The sequence below is a fragment of the Pseudomonas fulva NBRC 16637 = DSM 17717 genome (genome assembly GCF_000730565.1).
GTDB classification, from domain to species: Bacteria; Pseudomonadota; Gammaproteobacteria; order Pseudomonadales; family Pseudomonadaceae; genus Aquipseudomonas; species Aquipseudomonas fulva.
This window is the reverse complement of sequence record NZ_BBIQ01000015.1, coordinates 17,057-36,145: the sequence shown is the minus strand read 5'-3', so window position 1 is coordinate 36,145 and position 19,089 is coordinate 17,057. Positions and strand designations below refer to the sequence as shown.

General features: G+C 62.7%; 19 protein-coding genes. 9 read left to right on the top strand and 10 right to left on the bottom strand.

Annotation, left to right across the window (positions count from 1 at the left end; all coding sequences use genetic code 11):
• Positions 1–212: 212 nt before the first annotated feature.
• Both ompR and PFU01S_RS15395 read left to right on the top strand, forming a co-directional pair.
• Complete coding sequence (gene ompR, locus PFU01S_RS15400) at positions 213–953, top strand: osmolarity response regulator transcription factor OmpR (RefSeq protein ID WP_027914121.1); 741 nt, start codon at positions 213–215, stop codon at positions 951–953.
• Between the two features lie 13 nt (positions 954–966).
• Positions 967–2,280 carry an ATP-binding protein gene (locus PFU01S_RS15395; RefSeq protein ID WP_027914120.1) on the top strand — a complete coding sequence of 438 codons (1,314 nt, stop codon included), beginning with the start codon at positions 967–969 and terminating at the stop codon, positions 2,278–2,280.
• Between the two features lie 83 nt (positions 2,281–2,363).
• Here the strand turns inward: PFU01S_RS15395 and rimK are convergent, their stop codons facing one another.
• Both rimK and rimB read right to left on the bottom strand, forming a co-directional pair.
• Positions 2,364–3,269, bottom strand: a complete 906-nt coding sequence (gene rimK / locus PFU01S_RS15390) for a 30S ribosomal protein S6--L-glutamate ligase (RefSeq protein ID WP_027914119.1) — start codon at positions 3,267–3,269, stop codon at positions 2,364–2,366.
• On the bottom strand, positions 3,266–3,748 hold the full coding sequence (rimB, locus tag PFU01S_RS15385) for a retropepsin-like aspartic endopeptidase RimB (RefSeq protein ID WP_023535750.1): 483 nt from the start codon (positions 3,746–3,748) through the stop codon (positions 3,266–3,268). The genes rimK and rimB overlap by 4 nt, the downstream gene beginning before the upstream one ends.
• A 109-nt stretch (positions 3,749–3,857) precedes the next feature.
• On the opposite strand from rimB, the gene PFU01S_RS15380 reads away from it, so the two are divergent.
• Entirely contained in the window at positions 3,858–4,259 is a 402-nt protein-coding gene (locus PFU01S_RS15380; RefSeq protein ID WP_027914118.1) for an RNA-binding S4 domain-containing protein, read from the top strand.
• Between the two features lie 25 nt (positions 4,260–4,284).
• Here PFU01S_RS15380 and PFU01S_RS15375 read toward each other — a convergent pair whose 3' ends face one another.
• The gene (locus PFU01S_RS15375) at positions 4,285–5,079 is read right to left on the bottom strand and encodes a phosphatase PAP2 family protein (RefSeq protein WP_027914117.1); all 795 of its coding nucleotides are present in this window, start codon (positions 5,077–5,079) and stop codon (positions 4,285–4,287) included.
• A 105-nt stretch (positions 5,080–5,184) separates the two neighbouring features.
• Between PFU01S_RS15375 and hslO the strand changes: the two genes are divergently transcribed.
• The 3 genes from hslO to PFU01S_RS15360 all read left to right on the top strand — a co-directional run bounded on the left by hslO (position 5,185) and on the right by PFU01S_RS15360 (position 8,378).
• Positions 5,185–6,084 carry an Hsp33 family molecular chaperone HslO gene (gene hslO, locus PFU01S_RS15370; protein ID WP_028688178.1) on the top strand — a complete coding sequence of 300 codons (900 nt, stop codon included), beginning with the start codon at positions 5,185–5,187 and terminating at the stop codon, positions 6,082–6,084.
• A gap of 179 nt (positions 6,085–6,263) precedes the next feature.
• Positions 6,264–7,805, top strand: a complete 1,542-nt coding sequence (locus tag PFU01S_RS15365) for a phosphoenolpyruvate carboxykinase (protein ID WP_023535742.1) — start codon at positions 6,264–6,266, stop codon at positions 7,803–7,805.
• A 135-nt stretch (positions 7,806–7,940) separates the two neighbouring features.
• Positions 7,941–8,378 carry an acyl-CoA thioesterase gene (locus tag PFU01S_RS15360; protein ID WP_027914114.1) on the top strand — a complete coding sequence of 146 codons (438 nt, stop codon included), beginning with the start codon at positions 7,941–7,943 and terminating at the stop codon, positions 8,376–8,378.
• Between the two features lie 225 nt (positions 8,379–8,603).
• On the opposite strand, the gene PFU01S_RS15355 is transcribed toward PFU01S_RS15360, so the two are convergent.
• The 3 genes from PFU01S_RS15355 to fdhD form a co-directional block, all read right to left on the bottom strand.
• On the bottom strand, positions 8,604–9,083 hold the full coding sequence (locus PFU01S_RS15355; RefSeq protein ID WP_027914113.1) for a glycine zipper domain-containing protein: 480 nt from the start codon (positions 9,081–9,083) through the stop codon (positions 8,604–8,606).
• 195 nt (positions 9,084–9,278) lie between these two features.
• Positions 9,279–11,624, bottom strand: a complete 2,346-nt coding sequence (locus PFU01S_RS15350; protein ID WP_028688177.1) for an FdhF/YdeP family oxidoreductase — start codon at positions 11,622–11,624, stop codon at positions 9,279–9,281.
• Positions 11,625–11,629: 5 nt separating this feature from the next.
• Positions 11,630–12,460, bottom strand: a complete 831-nt coding sequence (gene fdhD, locus PFU01S_RS15345) for a formate dehydrogenase accessory sulfurtransferase FdhD (RefSeq protein ID WP_028688176.1) — start codon at positions 12,458–12,460, stop codon at positions 11,630–11,632.
• A 192-nt stretch (positions 12,461–12,652) separates the two neighbouring features.
• Between fdhD and lysM the strand changes: the two genes are divergently transcribed.
• Entirely contained in the window at positions 12,653–13,093 is a 441-nt protein-coding gene (gene lysM, locus PFU01S_RS15340; protein WP_027914110.1) for a peptidoglycan-binding protein LysM, read from the top strand.
• 59 nt (positions 13,094–13,152) lie between these two features.
• On the opposite strand, the gene yrfG is transcribed toward lysM, so the two are convergent.
• On the bottom strand, positions 13,153–13,815 hold the full coding sequence (gene yrfG, locus PFU01S_RS15335) for a GMP/IMP nucleotidase (protein WP_028688175.1): 663 nt from the start codon (positions 13,813–13,815) through the stop codon (positions 13,153–13,155).
• Positions 13,816–13,878: 63 nt separating this feature from the next.
• Between yrfG and nudE the strand changes: the two genes are divergently transcribed.
• Positions 13,879–14,445: an ADP compounds hydrolase NudE gene (gene nudE / locus PFU01S_RS15330; RefSeq protein ID WP_023535727.1), complete on the top strand. Its 567-nt coding sequence runs from the start codon at positions 13,879–13,881 to the stop codon at positions 14,443–14,445.
• Positions 14,442–15,260 carry a 3'(2'),5'-bisphosphate nucleotidase CysQ gene (gene cysQ / locus PFU01S_RS15325; RefSeq protein ID WP_028688174.1) on the top strand — a complete coding sequence of 273 codons (819 nt, stop codon included), beginning with the start codon at positions 14,442–14,444 and terminating at the stop codon, positions 15,258–15,260. Before nudE ends, cysQ begins: the two co-directional genes overlap by 4 nt.
• 132 nt (positions 15,261–15,392) lie before the next feature.
• Here the strand turns inward: cysQ and PFU01S_RS15320 are convergent, their stop codons facing one another.
• The 3 genes from PFU01S_RS15320 to PFU01S_RS15310 are packed head-to-tail and all read right to left on the bottom strand — an operon-like array spanning position 15,393 to position 19,062.
• The gene (locus PFU01S_RS15320) at positions 15,393–15,848 is read right to left on the bottom strand and encodes a thioesterase domain-containing protein (RefSeq protein WP_027914106.1); all 456 of its coding nucleotides are present in this window, start codon (positions 15,846–15,848) and stop codon (positions 15,393–15,395) included.
• Complete coding sequence (locus PFU01S_RS15315) at positions 15,848–17,251, bottom strand: sigma-54-dependent transcriptional regulator (protein ID WP_027914105.1); 1,404 nt, start codon at positions 17,249–17,251, stop codon at positions 15,848–15,850. The genes PFU01S_RS15320 and PFU01S_RS15315 overlap by 1 nt, the downstream gene beginning before the upstream one ends.
• Positions 17,248–19,062 carry a sensor histidine kinase gene (locus PFU01S_RS15310; protein WP_028688173.1) on the bottom strand — a complete coding sequence of 605 codons (1,815 nt, stop codon included), beginning with the start codon at positions 19,060–19,062 and terminating at the stop codon, positions 17,248–17,250. The genes PFU01S_RS15315 and PFU01S_RS15310 overlap by 4 nt, the downstream gene beginning before the upstream one ends.
• Positions 19,063–19,089: the final 27 nt, after the last annotated feature.

Sequence of the window (19,089 nt, the reverse complement as noted above, 5' to 3'; positions counted from 1 at the left end):
ACCACCTGACGTTCTTGAATACGGAGTCGCCGGTGGGCCTTTCGCCCGACGGCGCTGGATGAAAGCGGCGCATTATACCCATCGCAAACAGCTTGCGGTGATGGCCTGGCGCCAGTTGGAAGTGGCGTCCCGGGAAAAATCTGCTAACAATGCTCACGGCACGCGTTGTAGCGGCTACGCCATAATGCGCAGCGATACCAGAGGAGTAATTCATGACCGGCACGCCAACTACCGCTGAAGGTGAAAAAATTCTGATCGTCGATGACGATCCAGGGCTCAGCAGCCTGCTTGAACGTTTCTTCACCAGCAAGGGTTATCGTGCCCGCGCGGTCCCCAACACCGAGCAGATGGACCGCCTGCTCCAGCGTGAAGTGTTCAACCTGGTGGTGCTCGACCTGATGCTACCGGGCGAAGACGGCTTGTCCGCCTGCAAGCGCCTGCGCCAGCACAACAACCAGATTCCCATCATCATGCTCACGGCCAAGGGTGACGAGCTCAGCCGCATCAAGGGCCTGGAACTGGGCGCCGACGACTACCTCGGCAAGCCATTCAACCCCGACGAGCTGATGGCCCGGGTCAAGGCCGTGCTGCGCCGTCAGGCGCCTTCGGTACCCGGTGCGCCGGGCAGCGAGGACGAGTCGGTCACCTTCGGCGACTACGAGCTGTCCCTGGCCACCCGCGAACTCAAGCGTGGCAACGAAGTGCACATGCTCACCACGGGTGAATTCGCTGTGCTCAAGGCCCTGGTGATGCATGCCCGCGAACCGTTGACCCGCGACAAACTCATGAACCTGGCACGCGGGCGTGAATGGGATGCGCTGGAGCGCTCCATCGACGTACAGATCTCGCGCCTGCGCCGCATGATCGAACCAGACCCGTCCAAACCGCGCTACATCCAGACGGTATGGGGTGTGGGCTATGTGTTCGTACCGGACGGAAACGCCGGCAAATGACGCTGCTGCCTAGATGAAGACGCCGCTGTGGTTTCCGCAGAGTTTCTTCGCGCGCACCTTGTGGCTGGTGCTGATCGTCGTTCTGTTCTCCAAGGCGTTGACCCTGGTCTACCTGCTGATGAACGAGGACGTCTTGGTCGATCGCCAGTACAGCCACGGCGTGGCATTGACCTTGCGCGCCTATTGGGCGGCCGACGAAGAAAACCGTGACCAGATCGCCGAGGCGGCAGGCCTGATCCGGGTGACCGGTGCAGGCGTACCCGAGGGCGAGCAACACTGGCCCTATAGCGAGATTTACCAACGGCAGATGCAGGCCGAGCTTGGCGAGGACACCGAGGTACGGCTGCGCATCCATGCGCCGCCTGCCTTGTGGGTCAACGCGCCCAGCCTGGGCCCGGGCTGGTTAAAGGTGCCGTTGTACCCCCACCCGTTGCGCGGGCAGAAAATCTGGAACGTGCTGGGCTGGTTCCTGGCCATCGGCTTGCTGTCCACCGCATCGGCCTGGATATTCGTGCGTCAATTGAACCAGCCGCTCAAACGCCTGGTGTTCGCCGCGCGCCAGCTTGGCCAGGGGCGCAGTGTGCGCCTGCCGGTCAGCGACACGCCCAGCGAAATGACCGAGGTGTACAAAGCCTTCAACCAGATGGCCGAAGACGTCGAGCAAGCCGGGCGCGAGCGCGAGTTGATGCTGGCCGGCGTGTCCCACGACTTGCGCACCCCGCTGACCCGGCTGCGGCTTTCACTGTCCCTGCTCGGCAGCGACAGTGAGCTGAGCGACGACATGGTGCGCGACATCGAAGACATGGACGCCATTCTCGACCAGTTCCTGGCGTTCATTCGCGACGGGCGTGACGAACCCCTCGAAGAAGTCGATCTTGCAGCGTTGGTGCGTGAAGTGGTTGCACCCTACAACCAGCCCGAGGAGCGTGTTCGGCTGTGCCTGGAGCCCATACCGCCGTTTCCAGTGCGTCGGGTATCGCTCAAGCGCATGCTGGGCAACCTGATTGGCAACGCCCTGCACCATGCGGGCAAGGGCGTCGAGGTTGCAGCCTATGTCTCGGGGGATGAAAGCGCCCCGTACGTGGTACTGAGCGTGCTTGATCGGGGGGCAGGGATCGACGAATCCGAGCTCGAGACCATCTTCAACCCGTTCATTCGGGGTGACCGTGCGCGAGGCGGCAAAGGCACCGGCCTGGGCCTGGCCATCGTCAAGCGAATTGCCGCCCAGCATGGCGGAAACGTCGAACTGCGCAATCGTTCCGGAGGCGGTATCGAAGCGCGGGTACGGTTACCCTTGGGGTTGCTGTTGCCGCGCAACGCTGTCTGACCGCAAGCTTGGCCTGGCGTGCTTCCAAGGGGCGATCAGCCGCCGAGGAAGCCGGCGGGCCTGGCAGGCGGCCAGCGGGGTGATCAGCCCTTGCCCTTGGTCCGGGTCTGGTTGGGCCCGCCGTTCTTCTCCAGGTGTTCGAAGATCATGCCGGCTACGTCCTTGCCGGTAGTCACCTCGATGCCCTCCAGCCCCGGTGACGAGTTCACCTCCATCACCAGTGGGCCGTGGTTGGAGCGCAGAATGTCGACCCCGGCCACGCTCAAGCCCATCACCTTGGCTGCACGGATGGCCGTCATGCGCTCTTCCGGGGTGATCTTGATCAGGCTGGCAACACCACCACGGTGCAGGTTGGAGCGGAACTCGCCCGGTTTGGCCTGGCGCTTCATCGAGGCGATCACCTTGTCACCCACCACAAAGCATCGGATATCGGCACCACCGGCTTCCTTGATGTACTCCTGCACCATGATGTTCTGCTTGAGCCCCATGAAGGCTTCGATCACCGATTCGGCCGCCTTGGTGGTTTCGCACAGCACCACGCCAATGCCTTGGGTGCCTTCGAGGACCTTGATCACCAGCGGGGCGCCGTGGACCATCTGGATCAGGTCCGGAATATCATCGGGCGAATGGGCAAAGCCGGTGACCGGCAGGCCAATGCCACGGCGCGACAGCAATTGCAGCGAGCGCAGCTTGTCGCGCGAGCGTGCGATGGCGACCGATTCGTTGAGCGGGTACACCCCCATCATTTCGAACTGGCGCAGCACAGCGCAGCCATAGAAAGTGACAGAGGCACCAATACGCGGGATGACTGCATCGAACCCTTCCAGTGGCTTGCCGCGGTAGTGAATCTGCGGCTTGTGGCTGGCGATGTTCATGTAGGCCCGCAGGGTATCGATCACCACCATCTCGTGACCACGCTGGGTACCGGCTTCGACCAGGCGGCGGGTGGAATACAGACGCGGATTACGCGAAAGCACAGCGATCTTCATGCAGCACCTGTCAAGGTAGTGTGGGTGGCCGGAAAGGCAGGTTTGTCTTGTACGTACTTCAGGCCCGGATTGACGACCAACTGGCCGTGAATCAGGGCCTTGGAACCCAGCAACAGGCGGTAACGCATGCTCTTGCGGCAAGCCAGGGTAAATTCGACTGCCCATACCCTGTCACCCAGCGCGAGCGTGGTGCGAATGACATAACGGGTTTGGGCGTGGCCATTGGAGCTTCGGATGGTTTTCATGCTCACCAGCGGCGCCTCGCAGCGGCGGTGACGCAATTGCACGATCGAACCCAGGTGCGCAGTGAATCGGACCCACGGCTGGCCATTGCGTTCGAAAGGTTCTATCTCGGTGGCATGCAGGCTGGAGGTGCTGGCGCCGGTGTCGATCTTGGCGCGTAACCCTGCCACGCCCAGCTCGGGCAAGGCTACCCATTCCCGCAGGCCAATTACAGTCAGATGATCAAATGTCTTCACGAAACGCACCCAGCGGATGAGAGAGTGAACTGTAAGCATGGCGGGGAATTTTTGCATCCGATGCTTACGGTAGTACAGTTCCCCCAATCACGGAATTCGAGGTATCGGGATGGCACAGAAAGTCGAAGATGACGACAAGGTTCGCCTGGACAAGTGGTTGTGGGCAGCGCGTTTCTACAAGACGCGTGCGCTGGCCAAGGCGGCCATCGAAAGTGGCAAGGTGCATTGCCGTGGTGAGCGATGCAAACCGGGCAAGGAGCCGCGGGTGGGCGATGAATTCGTCCTGCGTACAGGCTTCGACGAGCGCACGGTGGTGGTAAAAGCGCTGTCGGCGGTGCGCCGCGGTGCGCCTGAAGCGCAGGCTTTGTATGAAGAAACCGAAGAAAGCGTGCGCCGGCGCGAGCAGGCTGCGGCGCTGCGCAAGGCCGGTGCCACTGGTGTCACCACCGATGGGCGGCCGACCAAGAAGCAGCGCCGCCAGATACATCAGTTGCACGGAAGCTTCGAGTAGCTGTGGCCGCATGGCGGCCCAGGCCTCAGCGCAACACGGCCATTCGGCCGACCAGCGGCAACCTGCCCAACAACCTGAACAGCGGAGCGGTCCAGCGCACCAGCGCAGCACTGCTTCTGGCCGCCAGGGGCGTATACAGGCTCCAGCCCAGTGCCAGCACCGCCATCAACAGGCCGCCGATGTAGTCATCCTGGCCCCAGTGTGCGCCAGCGACCAGGCGTGGCAGCATGAACACCACAGCCAGCCCCCAGATCACCAGGTACTGCCCGACGCGGCGGCTGAAGACGCTCATGAACAACGCCCAGATGAGCAATACCGAGGCATGATCGCCCGGGAAGCTCTTGCTGGAGCGGTCCTTCAGCTCCCAGGTTGCCTCCAGGTGTGGGTAGTAGTCGCTCAGGTGAACGGCGCCATCGAGCATCATCGACGGGCTGTTGTGTTGCCAGCCGGCCGCGTCGACCCACTTGGAAAACAGTGCCCGAATCACCACTAAGAGCAGTAGCGTGACCAGAAAGCCGAAAAATGCCTGGCGAACCTGGGCAGCCTTGAACACCCAGTCGCCGCGGATCAGCGTGGCCAGCAGGATCAGGCCGACGACGATGTCGAACGGGCGCAGGCTGCCGACGGTCCAGATGTAGCGCCAGGCAGTGTTTTCAGCCAGCGGTGCATTGAGGCTGTGGAACAGCCATTCGTCGAATGCCAGGCACAGCATCTGGCCAACAGGCCATAACCAGAAACACAGTAGTGCGATGGGCAGTAGCGTACAGGCTACCAATGGCCCCCAGGACCACCTCGCTTGGAACAGTGGTCGATTGTCCATAAGATACCTCGATCTCCTAACGGGAATGAGCGCCCGAAACGCTCGACGACGGGATTGCAAATCCCGGCAATTATCTTGTCATTATTTTCAGATAGCCAGACAACCATGAGCGATTTGCCAGATACAGATTTCACCCAACGTTTCATCTTCGACGAGCGCGATGTGCGCGGCGAGTGGGTGTCTCTCGATGACAGCTACGCCGCGGTTTTGGCGCGTCACGAGTACCCGGCGCCGGTCAAGACCTTGCTCGGCGAGCTGATGGCCGCCACCGCGCTGCTGGTCGGTGCCCTCAAGTTCGACGGCCTGCTGATCCTGCAGGCGCGCTCGGCAGGGCCTATCCCCTTGCTGATGGTCGAGTGCTCCGGGGACCGCGACATCCGTGGCATGGCCCGCTACGAGGCCGACCAGATTGCAGCCGATGCCACCCTGTCCGAGCTGATGCCAGGCGGGCACCTGACGCTGACCATCGATCCGGTCAGGGGCCAGCGCTACCAGGGCACTGTCGAACTAGACGGCGCCGACCTCTCGGAATGCTTCACCAACTACTTCGTGCAATCCCAACAGCTGAACACGCGTTTCTGGCTGCACGCCGAGGCCGGCAAGGCCCGTGGTCTGCTGCTTCAGCAACTGCCGCGTGACCGTCAGCCTGATGACGAGGAACGTGAGGACAGCTGGCAGCATGTAGTGGCCCTGGCCAAGACCCTCAAGCCGCAAGAGTGGGAGGAAGCCAACGAAACCCTGCTTCACCGCCTGTACCACGAAGATGCCGTGCGGCTGTTCGACATTCAGCCCCTGCGCTTCAATTGCAGCTGCTCGCGCGAGCGTTCCGGCAATGCGCTGGTAAGCCTGGGCGAAGCCGATGCCAAGGCGCTGGTGGAGGAATGCGGCGGTACGGTGGAGATCGACTGCCAGTTCTGCAATGAGCGGTATTTCTTCGATGCCAGCGATGTCGCACAGCTCTTTGCGGGCGGCGGCACGGACTCTGCCTCAGAAACTCTTCACTGAAACGTTTCACTGCAGGAGATTCTCCTGTCGAATTGCGCAAAAGCTCGGTTCTGACAGGAGGGGCCTACTTTTTTTGGGCGTTTCTGGCATAATCCGGCCACTTTTTTCGCTGTAGTAGTTTTTCTGAAACGACTACAAAACGTTTGGAGCACTCGGCCTCGGGCCGGATGGGGTATCTCATGACGCAAGCCAACAACACCGTGTACACCGACCTGAGCGTCGATGAGCTGGTAAAAGAAGCGCTGCAACGCGGTGAAGGTGTACTAGCCGACACGGGTGCACTGGTCGTGGAGACCGGCCACCGTACCGGCCGTTCCCCGGCTGACCGTTTCATCGTCGAAGAACCTTCCACTCAGGACGCCATCGCCTGGGGCCCGATCAACCGCAAGTTCCCGGCCGACAAGTTCGATGCCTTGTGGGACCGCGTCGAGGCGTTCAACAACGCCCAGGATCACTTCGTTTCCTACGTCCACGTAGGGGCGGCGGCCGAGCACTACCTGCCGGTCAAGATGACGACCCAGACGGCCTGGCAGAACCTGTTCGGTCGTTGCCTGTTCATCAACCCGGAGCAGTTCAACCCGGCTGGCCGTGGCGAATGGCAGATCCTCAACGTCGCCAACTTCGTCTGCGAGCCTGAGCGTGATGGCACCAACTCCGATGGTTGCGTGATCATCAACTTCGCCCAGAAGAAAGTGCTGATCGCTGGCATGCGTTACGCTGGCGAAATGAAAAAAGCCATGTTCTCGGTACAGAACTTCCTGCTGCCGGCTGCCGACGTACTGCCAATGCACTGCGCGGCCAACATCGGCGAAGAGGGTGATGTCACCCTGTTCTTCGGTCTGTCCGGCACCGGCAAGACTACGCTGTCGGCTGACGAGAGCCGTTACCTGATCGGTGACGACGAGCACGGTTGGGGTGAAGGTGTCGTCTTCAACATGGAAGGTGGCTGCTACGCCAAGTGCATCGACCTGTCCGAGAAGAACGAGCCGGTCATCTGGAAAGCCATCAAGCATGGCGCCGTGCTGGAAAACGTCGTGCTCGATGCCAACAAGCACGCCGACTACAGCGACGTCAGCCTGACCCAGAACAGCCGCGCCGCCTACCCGTTGGAGCACGTGGCCAAGCGCTCCGAGGCGAACCTGGGTGGCGAGCCGAACGCGGTCATCTTCCTGACCTGCGACCTGACTGGCGTACTGCCTCCCGTGTCGATCCTGAACAACGAGCAGGCGGCCTACCACTTCCTGTCCGGCTACACCGCGCTGGTCGGCTCCACCGAAATGGGCTCGGGCGGCGGCATCAAGTCGACCTTCTCCACCTGCTTCGGCGCGCCGTTCTTCCCGCGTCCTGCTGGTGAATACGCCGAGCTGCTGATCAAGCGCATCAACGGCTTCAACTCCAAGGTCTACCTGGTTAACACCGGCTGGACGGGCGGTGGCTACGGTGTGGGCAAGCGCTTCAGCATTCCGACCACCCGTGCCGTGATCGCTGCCATCCAGAGCGGCGCGTTGGTCGGTGCTGAAACCGAGCACCTGGACATCATCAACCTGGACGTACCGAAGTCGGTACCAGGCGTCGAGACTGACCTGCTCAACCCGCGCACCAACTGGGCTGACAAGGCTGCCTACGACGAAGCCGCCAAGGGCCTGGCCAACCTGTTCATCGAAAACTTCAAGAAGTTCGATGTGTCCGATGCCATCAAGGCTGCGGGTCCTCAGCTGTAAGCTGAAGCAGGTTGTAGTAAAAAAGCCGCCCTTCGAGGCGGCTTTTTGCTGGGAGCTTCAAAAAGGTTGGTTCGGTCAAACGGCTCATTTTCTGATTCACTGTGTCCATCCAATGTGAAACCGCGAGCCTGCCCGATGATCCAGCCTCCTCAGCGCACTGCCTTTTCTCACGTGCATCCGATCCTGACCCGCGCGCAAGACAACGACGCCAACGGCCATATCGCGGGCTCGACCGTGCATGCTTATTTCGAAACGGCCATTCAGGCCTTTTTGATTGAGCAAGCCGGACTGGATCTGCGCGACGGCGCATTGGCGGCGTTCGTGGTCAGCTCGGCGGCGGACTTCTATGCCCTGCCGGGCTTTCCGGACGTACTGGAGGTTGCGCTGGGTGTGACGCGTCTGGCTGGGAGCACCGTGGAATACCGGCTGGCGCTGTATCGTCCTGGTGAAGCCCAGGCTTGTGCGGCGGGGACGGTGGTGCAAGTGTTCATCGACCGAGCCAGTGGCCAGCCGGTTGCACTGCCAGCGCAGTTGGCGGCCAGGTTAGCGGCGCTTGCAGAGCAGGCCCCATGAAAAAACCCCGCCTCAAGGCGTAATGCTGTTCATTTAGGGCCGCTCCGCGACCCATCGCGGCACAAGGCCCCACAGTGACTGCGTGACGCTTGAGTTAGCGGGCTCACTGGGCATCGTGGGAGCGGCCTTTGTGCCGCGATGGGCCGTGAAACGGCCCCAACACGCTTAAGTGAACAGCATTACGCCTCAAGGCGGGGTCTTTGCGCAGCGGTTACCGCTGCCCCATCAAGGGTGGCGATGACGGCCGTGCTTGCGGTGGCCGTAATGGTGACCACGGTCCCAGTGACGGCGGTCGTCGTAGTCGCGGCGGTAGCGGCGATGGTCGCGGCGATCATCCTGATCAGCCTTGTTGCCCATGTAGTTGCCCAGGGCACCGCCTGCGCCGCCGCCAGCGGCTGCACCGATGTAGCTGCCGGTGGTGCCGCCAACGGTACGGCCCACCACGTTGCCGCCTGCTGCGCCCAGCGCACCGCCGATGGCCGCTTCGCCACGCTGACGTTTGTCGGCGCCCACCGCACTGCCGGCGGCGCCGCCCAGGCCTGCGCCTATGGCGCCGCCTGTGCTACCACCGATGGACTGGCCTACGACTGAGCCCAGTACCCCACCCAATGCGCCGCCAATGCCGGCCTCGGTGGAGCCGCCTGCCATGGCAACGCCGCTGAGCAAGCTGAAAGACAACAACAGAATCGAGGAGTACTTCTTCATTCAAGAGAGCCTCAGAGTGATGACGAGGCGAATGTGCTTCTATCTGCAGCCAGTGGCAACGAATATCCGACGAATTGCATGGGTTGTACACAATTCGTCAACTCATTGATTTATAAGTGAAACTTTGTCTTTTTTTTGCGGTCTTATGCTCTTGTGACCCAGCCCTGCTCCTGTACTGGACCAGGGCTTTTTCATTCAGAGTATTCGTCCGTCGTCCTCTGCGCGTTCCAGTTTGATCGCAATGAACTTGGACGTGGGTGTGTGACTACCCTCGCCAATGCTCTCCAGCGGTACCAAAGGGTTCACTTCTGGATAATAGGCCGCTGCCTGCCCTGCAGGTATGTCGAACGCCAGCAGAGTGAAGCCGCGCACGCGGCGTACATGCTCATCTCCCCACAGTGAAACGATGTCGACCTTCTGGCCAGGCTCAAAGCCCAGCCGAACAATGTCGGCTTCGTTGGCGAACAACACGTCGCGCTGGCCGCGTACGCCTCGGTAACGGTCATCCAGGCCATAGATGGTGGTGTTGTACTGATCGTGCGAGCGCATCGATTGCAGTACCAAGTCCGGCACCTGGCCGCTATTACGTACACGCTCGTCGATCAGGGAGTCTGGCAGCAGGTTGGCCTTGAAGTTGGCGCGGCCATTGGCCGTGGCCCACTCGCGCCGGGCGGCGCTATTACCCAGATAGAACCCCCCAGGCTGGCGCATGCGCTGATTGAAATCAGCGAAGCCTGCAATGGTGTCGGCGATCAGGGCTCGAATGCGGTCGTAGTCGGCCACTAGCCATTGCCAGTCCACAGGGTGTTTGCCCAAGGTGGCTGCAGCGATGCCAGCGATGACCGCAGGTTCGGACCGCATCTGCCGGGACAGTGGCTTGAGCTGGCCGTTGGAGCCATGGACCATGCTGAACGAGTCTTCGACGGTGACCGCCTGAGGCCCGTCCGCTTGCATATCGATATCGGTGCGGCCCAGGCAAGGCAGGATAAGCGCCTGCTTGCCGTGAACCAGGTGGCTGCGGTTGAGCTTGGTGCTGATGTGCACGGTCAGTTCGCAGTTGCGCAGCGCCCGCGCGGTGCGCTCGGTGTCAGGCGTGGCCTGGGCGAAGTTGCCGCCTAGCCCGATGAACACCTTGGCGTGCCCCTGGAGCATGGCATGGATGGCTTCGACGGTGTTGTGCCCGTTCTTGCGCGGCACCGGGAAGCCGAAGCGCGCTTCGATGGCGTCGAGCAGGGCGGCAGGCGGACGCTCGTTGATACCCATGGTGCGGTCGCCCTGCACGTTGCTGTGACCGCGAACCGGGCACAATCCGGCCCCTGGCGCGCCGATGTTGCCGCGCAGCATTTGCAGGTTGACCAGTTCCTGGATGGTCGGCACCGAGTGACGGTGCTGAGTGATGCCCATGGCCCAGCACATGATCACGCGCTGGCTCCGGCAGTACATACGGGCGGCCAGTTCGATGTCTTCGAGTGCCAAGCCCGACTGCTGCTGGATATGCGCCCACGGCGTGGCATCGACCACCGCCAGGTAGTCGTCCAGGCCGTGCCCGTGCTCGGCGATGAAGGCGTGGTCGAAGACCGCCGGCTCGCCCTTGGCTTGCGCTTCACGCTCCCATTGCAGGGCGAACTTGGCCATGCCGCGCAGCATGGCCATGTCGCCACCCAGCGCCGGGCGGAAGAACGCGGTGTTGGTGGGGCGGTCGCTGTTGGTCAGCATCTCCAGCGGGTTTTGCGGGTGCTGGAAGCGTTCCAGACCACGCTCCTTGAGCGGGTTGATGCACACCACCTGCGCACCGCGTTTCACCGCATCGCGCAGCGGGTCCAGCATGCGAGGATGGTTGGTGCCCGGGTTCTGGCCCCAGACGAAGATGGCATCGGCGTGCTCGAAATCCTCGAACGTGACGGTGCCCTTGCCCACCCCGACGCTCTGCCCCAGCGCCACACCGCTGGCCTCGTGGCACATGTTCGAGCAGTCCGGAAAATTGTTGGTGCCGTAGGCGCGCACGAAGAGCTGGTACAGGTAAGCCGCTTCGTTGCTGGCGCGCCCGGAGGTATAGAACTCGGCCTGGTCAGGGCTTGCGAGCTTGTTCAGCTCTCGGCCGATGAGGGCGAACGCGGCGTCCCAGCTGATGGGCTGGTAGCGATCACTGGCGGCGTCGTACACCATCGGTTCGGTCAGTCGGCCTTGGTACTCCAGCCAGTAGTCGCTTTGTTGCAACAACGAGGTAACGCTGTAGCGGGCGAAGAAGGCGGCGTCCACGCGGCGTTTGGTGGCTTCCCAGTTGACGGCCTTGGCGCCGTTTTCGCAGAACTTGACCATGCCGCTTTCGGGCGAGTCGCCCCAGGCGCAACCCGGGCAATCGAAGCCACCGTTCTGGTTGGTCTTGAGCAGGGCGCGGATGTTCTTCAGCGGGTTGTCGCTGCCAACCCAGGCTTTGGCCACGCTGCGCAGTGCACCCCAGCCGCCGGCAGGGCCGTGGTAGGGCTTGTAGCGAGGGGAAGAGGCTGGGGCGTTTTTCGGAATAGGCTGGTACGAGGTCACGGCTGTTACGACTCCGCCGCCGGGCTGTAGACCCGCGGTGCGCTGTGTTTGGGCAAATGAATGAGGTTGAGGTTGTGCCTGCGCGCCCATTGCAGGGCCAGGCCCGTTGGTGCCGACAGGCTGACCAGGGTCTGGATGCCGGCGCGCAGTACTTTCTGGATCAGTTCCAGGCTGCAACGGCTGGTGACGATGGCCAGGCCGCCGTCGCTGTCGATGCCCTGGCGCAGCAGTGCGCCAATGAGCTTGTCGAGGGCGTTGTGCCGGCCAATGTCTTCGCGGCCCAGCAGCAGTTCGCCATGGCGGTCCATGAACAAGGCCGCATGCACGGCGCCGCAGTGCTGGCCCAGCGGCTGGAAGGCGTCGATGCGCTGGCGCAGGCCGACCAGCCACTGTGCAGGCGGCAACGGGGCGCCGGGCAGCTTGGCCAGGTCCGGCAGCGCCTGCTCCAGGGCTTCGACGCCGCACAGGCCACAGCCGCTGGTGCCGGCCAGCTGGCGGCGTTGGTTCTTCAGGTTCCAGAAAGCGCGGCTGGAGATTTCCAGGTCCGCGTACATCGACGCGCCACTTCCCGACAGTTTGACGTCGTAGATTTCGGCGGTGCTTTCAACGATGCCGCTGCCCACACTAAAACCAACGGCAAAATCTTCCAGGTCGGTCGGGCTGACGAGCATGACGGCCTGGTTCAGGCCGTTGTACACGATCGCCAGGGCGACTTCTTCGGCCAGTGGCGTGCTGCCAGGCTGGGCATCGCCGAGCTGGACGTAATCATAGGTAGTGCTGGCGGCGGGCAGGGCTAACGGTAACGAGGCCGCACAGAACGGTGGCTTGCTGTTCATCCAGGCGTGCTCTTGATCGGCGATTGGGCGCCGGCTTACTGAGGCTACAAGCCTAGGCTTGCCCGCCGGCGACGTCTAATTGCTAGGGTCTATGCCGTGATAGACCGCGTCGATAGGTCGCAGTGCGATGACTGACTGAGTCATGGCCTAGACTTCACTGTCCAACGGTTTCACATCAACAAGGAGAGCGTCATGAGTCTATTCAGCTTTGTGAAGGAAGCAGGCGAGAAGTTGATCGATCTGCTAACCCCCGGCAATGCCAAGGCCGAGGAGCAGTTGAAAAAGCACGTTGAAAACGTCGGGTTGGGTAACCCCAACATCACCGCCACCGTGGAAGGCGACACAGTCACCCTCAAGGGCGAGGTAGCGAGCCAGGAAGAGAAAGAGAAGATCATTCTGGCAGCCGGCAACATTGAAGGTGTGGCCAGCGTCGACGATCAGATCACCGTCACCGGCCCAGTAGCCCAGGCTGCGCGCTTCGTGACCGTGGAGAAGGGCGATACTCTGAGCGCCATCTCCAAGCGGGTGTACGGCGATGCGAACAAGTACCAGAAGATCTTCGAGGCCAACAAGCCCATGCTGTCGGATCCGAACAAGATCTACCCGGGCCAGGTGTTGCGTATTCCCGAGTAACGGGTAAGCCTGTCTATAGGCTTGTCACCGCAACCCGCGCCCATGGCGCGGGTTTGCGTTCACAGTCCGTGCAGCAATTCCCGATAGTCCTCGACAGCTGCGAACTCCGCGGTATCCCGAGGCTGCGCCTGGCTGTCCGGCTGACGCACCGCCAGCAAGTGGCCCACGCCGAATTGCCGGGCACTGCGCAAGATGGGCAATGTGTCGTCGATGAACAGGCTGCGGGCAGGTTCAAAGCCGATATCGGCTTGCAAGGCATCCCAGAACTGCGGGCTTTCCTTGGGAAACCCATAGTCGTGGGAGCTGATCATACGGTCGAAGTAGGGTGCCAGTTCGATGCGCTCGAGTTTGAGCGACAGTGAATCGCGGTGTGCATTGGTGATCATGATTACCCGCTTGCCTGCCTGGCTGATCGCAGCCAGAAAGGTATCGGCATCGGGTCGCAAGGCGATCAGGTCGGCGATTTCGCGCTTGAGCTCGCGGATCGGCAAGCGCAGCTCACGGCTCCAGAAGTCCAGACAGTACCAGTTCAACGTGCCGGCGTTGCGCTCGAACAGCGGTTCGAGTTCCAGCTGCGCCATCGCCCGGCTCACGCCGTGCAGTTCTGCATAGCGCTGCGGCAGGTGCTCCAGCCAGAAGCGGTTGTCATAGTGCAGGTCGAGCAGTGTGCCATCCATGTCCAGCAGGACGGTGTCGATGGCGGACCAGGGAAGAACAGGCATGGGAAACTCTCGTTCGGTCGGCAAGCCACGGTATAGTAACCCGTTCACGCCAAGGAGCCCCCCATGCGCCAGAAACCTACCGTCCTCAGCCGCGAAATCGTCGCCAGCAGCCGCCTGTTCCGAGTCGAGGCCGTCGAGTTGCGGTTCAGCAACGGCGTGGAACGCACCTACGAGCGGCTGGTGGGCCGGGGCAACGGTTATGGCGCGGTGATGATCGTGGCCATGCTCGATGCCGAGCACGCGGTCCTGGTCGAAGAGTACTGCGGTGGAACTGACGAATATGAACTGTCCCTACCCAAGGGCCTGATCGAGCCCGGCGAGGACGTGCTGGCGGCAGCTGACCGAGAGCTCAAGGAAGAAGCCGGCTTTGGTGCACGGCAACTGGAGCACCTGACCGAGCTTTCCCTGTCTCCGGGCTACATGAGTCAGAAAATCCAGGTGGTGCTGGCCACCGACCTGTATGAGGAACGGTTGGAAGGCGATGAGCCGGAGCCGATGGGCGTGGACAAGGTCAACCTGCGGGAGCTGTCGGCCTTGGCCATGCACCCGCAGTTCAGCGAAGGTCGCGCGCTGGCTGCCTTGTACCTGGCCCGTGACCTGCTGATCCAGCGCGGGGTACTGGCACTATGAACGATCAGCAATTGATGCAGGGCGTGGTGGCGTTGGCGCTGTCGGCGGGCGAGGCGATCCTGCCGTTCTGGCGCGCCGATGTGGCCGTCGTCAACAAGGCCGACGACTCGCCTGTCACGGCTGCGGACCTGGCTGCACACCAAGTGATTGCAGAGGGCTTGCAGGCTCTGGCCCCGCACATTCCCGTTCTGTCCGAAGAAGACTGCGATATCCCACTGGTGGAGCGCCAGAAGTGGCGCCGTTGGTGGTTGGTCGACCCGCTCGACGGCACCAAGGAGTTCATTGCCGGCAGTGAGGAATTCACAGTCAACATCGCCTTGATCGATCAGGGCGAGGTGGTGTTCGGGGTGGTATCGATGCCCACTTCGGGGCGTTGCTATTTCGGCGGCAGGGCCCTGGGTGCCTGGCGAGCGGAGCGGGGTGAAACCGCGCAGGCCATCCAGGTGCGCGCCACCCCGCCTGCCGGGTCGCCTTTCACCGTGGTTGCCAGCCGCCGGCACTCCAGCCCTCGGCAAGAGGCTTTGCTGAACGGGTTGGGTGCTGCGGTGGGGCCGCTTGATTTGGTTTCGGTGGGCAGTTCGCTGAAGTTCTGCCTGTTGGCCGAAGGCAGCGCCGACTGCTACCCGCGTTTGGCGCCGACCTCCCAGTGGGACACCGCGGCTGCTCAGGGTGTGGTCGAAGGTGCCGGGGGCGAGGTGATCGAGGTCGACGGCCAACCCTTCCGGTATCCGGCGCGCGAATCGCTGCTCAATCCCTACTTCCTGGCCCTGCCGGCGGGGGCTGGTTGGCGAGAGGCCTTGCTTGCGCTTGTTTGATTCACAAGAGTCAGTGCGGCGTTGGGTGTTGAAAACTGCTCATCGTTTGAGGGCCGAAAGGGCCGCTAAGCGGCCTTAGATGCTCGCCTTCACACAAGACTGACAGTTGATCACTCGCGATCACCCCGCCGCTCACCTGTGCAACACATACTGCCCGCTGAACAGCACCGCCACTTCATCACTGCCCACGTTGCTCACTGCCGTTTCCAGCGTCAGCCGTGCCCGCCCACGCCGTTGATACATTGTCAGGAACCGCGACCAGGCCTTCTCGTCCGGTGCAGCGCAACTGGCCACGGCGGCGCCGGTAACCGGCAGCGGATAGCTGATCTGCCCCTCTTGAATGACGATATGCCCATCATCGATGCCCAACTCCTGTAGCCGCAGGTGCAACCAGCCCCAGCCGGCCAGGACCGCGGCGCAATAGAGGCTGCCACCGAACATGGTGTTCTTGTGGTTGACGTTGGCGGCCAATGGCAGTTGCAGGCGCAGGGTATGCCCTTGCCAGTCCAGCACCTCCAGGCCCATCTCCCGGGTCAGTGGAATATCGCCGTGAAGCACTGTCTGCAGCGGGTGAATCGGCTTGCTCATCAACGGGTTTCCTCATGGTCGTCGTGGCCACCGCCACCGCCCTCGAAACTCAGGCCATGCTTGCGTAACTTGTCGTGCAGCGTCTTGCGTGGAACACCCAGCGCTTCGGCCAGGCTACGCAGCGAGCCATGAGGCTGGGCCAACTCGGCAGTGATCAACGAGCGCTCGAAGTGCTCCACCTGCTCGCTCAGGTTGCCGGTGACGGGGGCGGGCGCGTTGGTTGCAGGCGGCGCCTGGCCATCGAGTGCCAGCTCCAGCCCGAGGGCAAAGCGTTCGGCCGCGTTTTGCAGTTCGCGCACATTGCCCGGCCAGTCATGGCGCAACAGCAAGGCCCGTTGCGCAGGTTGCAGCGCGTGCGGCCCCAGGCCATGGCGCTGGCTGGCCGCATCGGCGAAATGCTGGAAGAGCATCAGGATGTCGTCGCCACGTTCGCGCAGCGGTGGAATACGCAAGGGCGCCACGTTCAAGCGGTAATACAAGTCCGCACGAAAACGGCCCTGATCGGCGGCCTGGCGCAGGTCTTCCTTAGTGGCGGCGATGATGCGGATATCCAGCGGTATCAGCTGATTGCCACCCAATCGCTCGACGACGCGCTCCTGCAGCATGCGCAACAGCTTTACCTGCACATCCAGGCTCATGCTTTCGATTTCATCAAGGAACAACGTACCGCCATTGGCGAATTCGAACTTGCCAATGCGGCGTTTTTGCGCGCCCGTGAAGGCGCCAGGCTCATGACCAAACAGCTCGCTCTCGACCACCGATTCGGCCAAAGCGCCAGCGTTGATGGCCACGAAGGGCCCGTCCCGGCGGCTCGACAGGTCGTGCAGGGCGCGGGCGACCACTTCCTTGCCAGCCCCGGTCTCACCCAGGATCAATACGTCCGCTCGCGTGCCGGCCAGCGCGCCGATCTGCTCGCGCAGGCGCTGCATGGCCGCGGACTGGCCTACCAGGCGCGTGGCCAGTTGCTGGCGGTCGCTCAAGGCCATGCGCAGGCTACGGTTCTCCAGCACCAATTGGCGCAGTGCCAGGGCGCGGCGTACGCTGTCGAGCAGGGCGTCGCTGGCGAAGGGCTTTTCCAGGAAGTCATAGGCACCGGCGCGCATGGCTTGTACCGCCAGCGGGACATCGCCGTGCCCGGTGATCAACAGTACCGGCAGTTCGCTGTCCAGGCCATGCAGCTGCTCGAGCAGCTGCAGGCCGTCGATGCCCGGCATACGGATATCGCTGACGACAACCCCCGGCCAATCTGTTGGAATGCGCTCGGCCAGGCCGTGGGCATCGGCCAGTGCCACGACCTTGAGCCCGGCCAGGTCCAGCGTCTGGCTCAGGGCTTGGCGCAGGTGTGCGTCGTCGTCGACCAGGATCACCTGGGCGCGGCTGTCGATCAGTGTCTCGGGGCTCATGCCGAAGAATCCTCTGAATTGGGCAAGGTGGCACCCGGCGGGGCTACACGCATTTTCAAGGTCAGCACCGCACCGCCCTCGGGGTGGTTGGCCAGCAACAGTTCTCCCCCCAGGGTGCGCATCAGGCTGTCACAGATGGCCAGGCCCAAGCCCAGCCCCTGGGTGCGGGTCTTGGTGGTGAAAAAGGGCTCTCTGGCATGCTCCAGTGCCTGACGGGTGAAGCCGGGGCCGTTGTCGCGAATGGAGAGATAAACGCAATCGTCCTGCTGCTCTGCACTTATCCACAACCGGCGCGGGTTGGCCTTCTCGGTCAGCGCGTCCAGGGCATTGGCCAGCAAGTTGCCCAATACCTGACGCAGGCGGGTTTCGCCCGCCTGTACCCAAAGCGTCGCTTCAGGCAGGTCGCGCACCAGCTCCACCGCCATTGCCCGGCGACGTTTGGCGAGCAGGGCCAGGGCATCGTCCAGGGCCGGTTGCAGGGCTACGCTTTCCGGCGCGTGGCGGTCACGGCGGGCAAAGGCGCGCAGGTGGGCAATGATCGAGGCCATGCGCCCGGTCAGTTCGCCGATCAGTTTCAGGTTGCCGCGCGCGTCCTCGGTACGTTGATGGTCCAACAGGATCTCGGCGTTTTCCGCATAGCTGCGAATGGCTGCCAGGGGCTGGTTCAGCTCATGGCTGATACTCGCCGACATGGTGCCCAGCACCGACAGCTTGCCTGCCTGCACCAGTTCGTCCTGGGCCCTCACGGCCTCCTGCTGGGCATTTTCGCGTTCGAGCACGGCGCTTTTGAGGCGCGCGTTGAGCCCTTCGAGGTCGGCGGTGCGCTCGGCCACGCGCTGTTCGAGCTGCTGACGACCACGGGCCTCGAAGTCGATGCGGTCCATATAATGACGGCGCCGCTGCATTACCAGGCCAGTCAGCAGCACGATGACCAGCAGAGCGCCGGCACCGATGGCCGTGACCGTCTGCGCGGAGCGGTCCACCAGGATGCGCGGCGCAAGGATGCTGACCTGCCAGCCGGTCTCTGGAATGGCCCGGGTCTGAGTGATCCAGGCATCGTCACTGATCACCAGCGGCTGGGGTGCCTGGGTCGGGTACGGCTGGATGGCGATGATGGCCTGGCGCTCGGCCGCGGTCAGCGGACGGGTGGCGCGAAAACGCCACTCCGGGCGTGACGTGAGGATGACCACGCCGTTGTGATCGGTCAGCAGCAGTTGCTCGGGCGTGCGGCCCCACAAGGTCTCGGTATGATCGAGGTCGACCTTCACCACCAGCACACCGACGATGCGTTCGCCGTCGCGCACGGCGGCGGCAAAGAAATACCCCCGCTTTGCAGACGTGGTGCCCTGGCCGAAGAAACGACCGAGGTGCCCGGCCATGGCCTCGTTGAAGTAAGGGCGAAATGCGAAGTTACGCCCCACGAAGCTGTCGTGTTTGTCCCAGTTGGACGCCGCCAAGGTGTTGCCGCTGACGTCCATGAGGTACATCACCTCGGCGCCGGTCTGCTGCACGATGTTTTTCAGCAGGCGGTTGGCATTGGTGACCGCCTCCAGGCGGAACGGATCGGCCAGCACCCCGCGCAAGGCCGGCAAATCGCCAAGGATCTGCGGCAAGGTTTCATAGCGGTGCAGCGTCCCCAGCAGGTTGGCGACATAGAGGTCGAGGGTCTGCCGGTTCTGCGAGGCCAGTTCTTGCCGGTAATAGCGATCGGCCAGGTGATGCAGCGGCCATAGCAGCGGCACCAGGCACAGCGCCAGTAAGGCCAGGCTGCGCCAACGGGGGCGGCGAGGAGGGGTGTTCTTGGCGATCATCACATCATTGCGTCAGAAAAGTCTGAT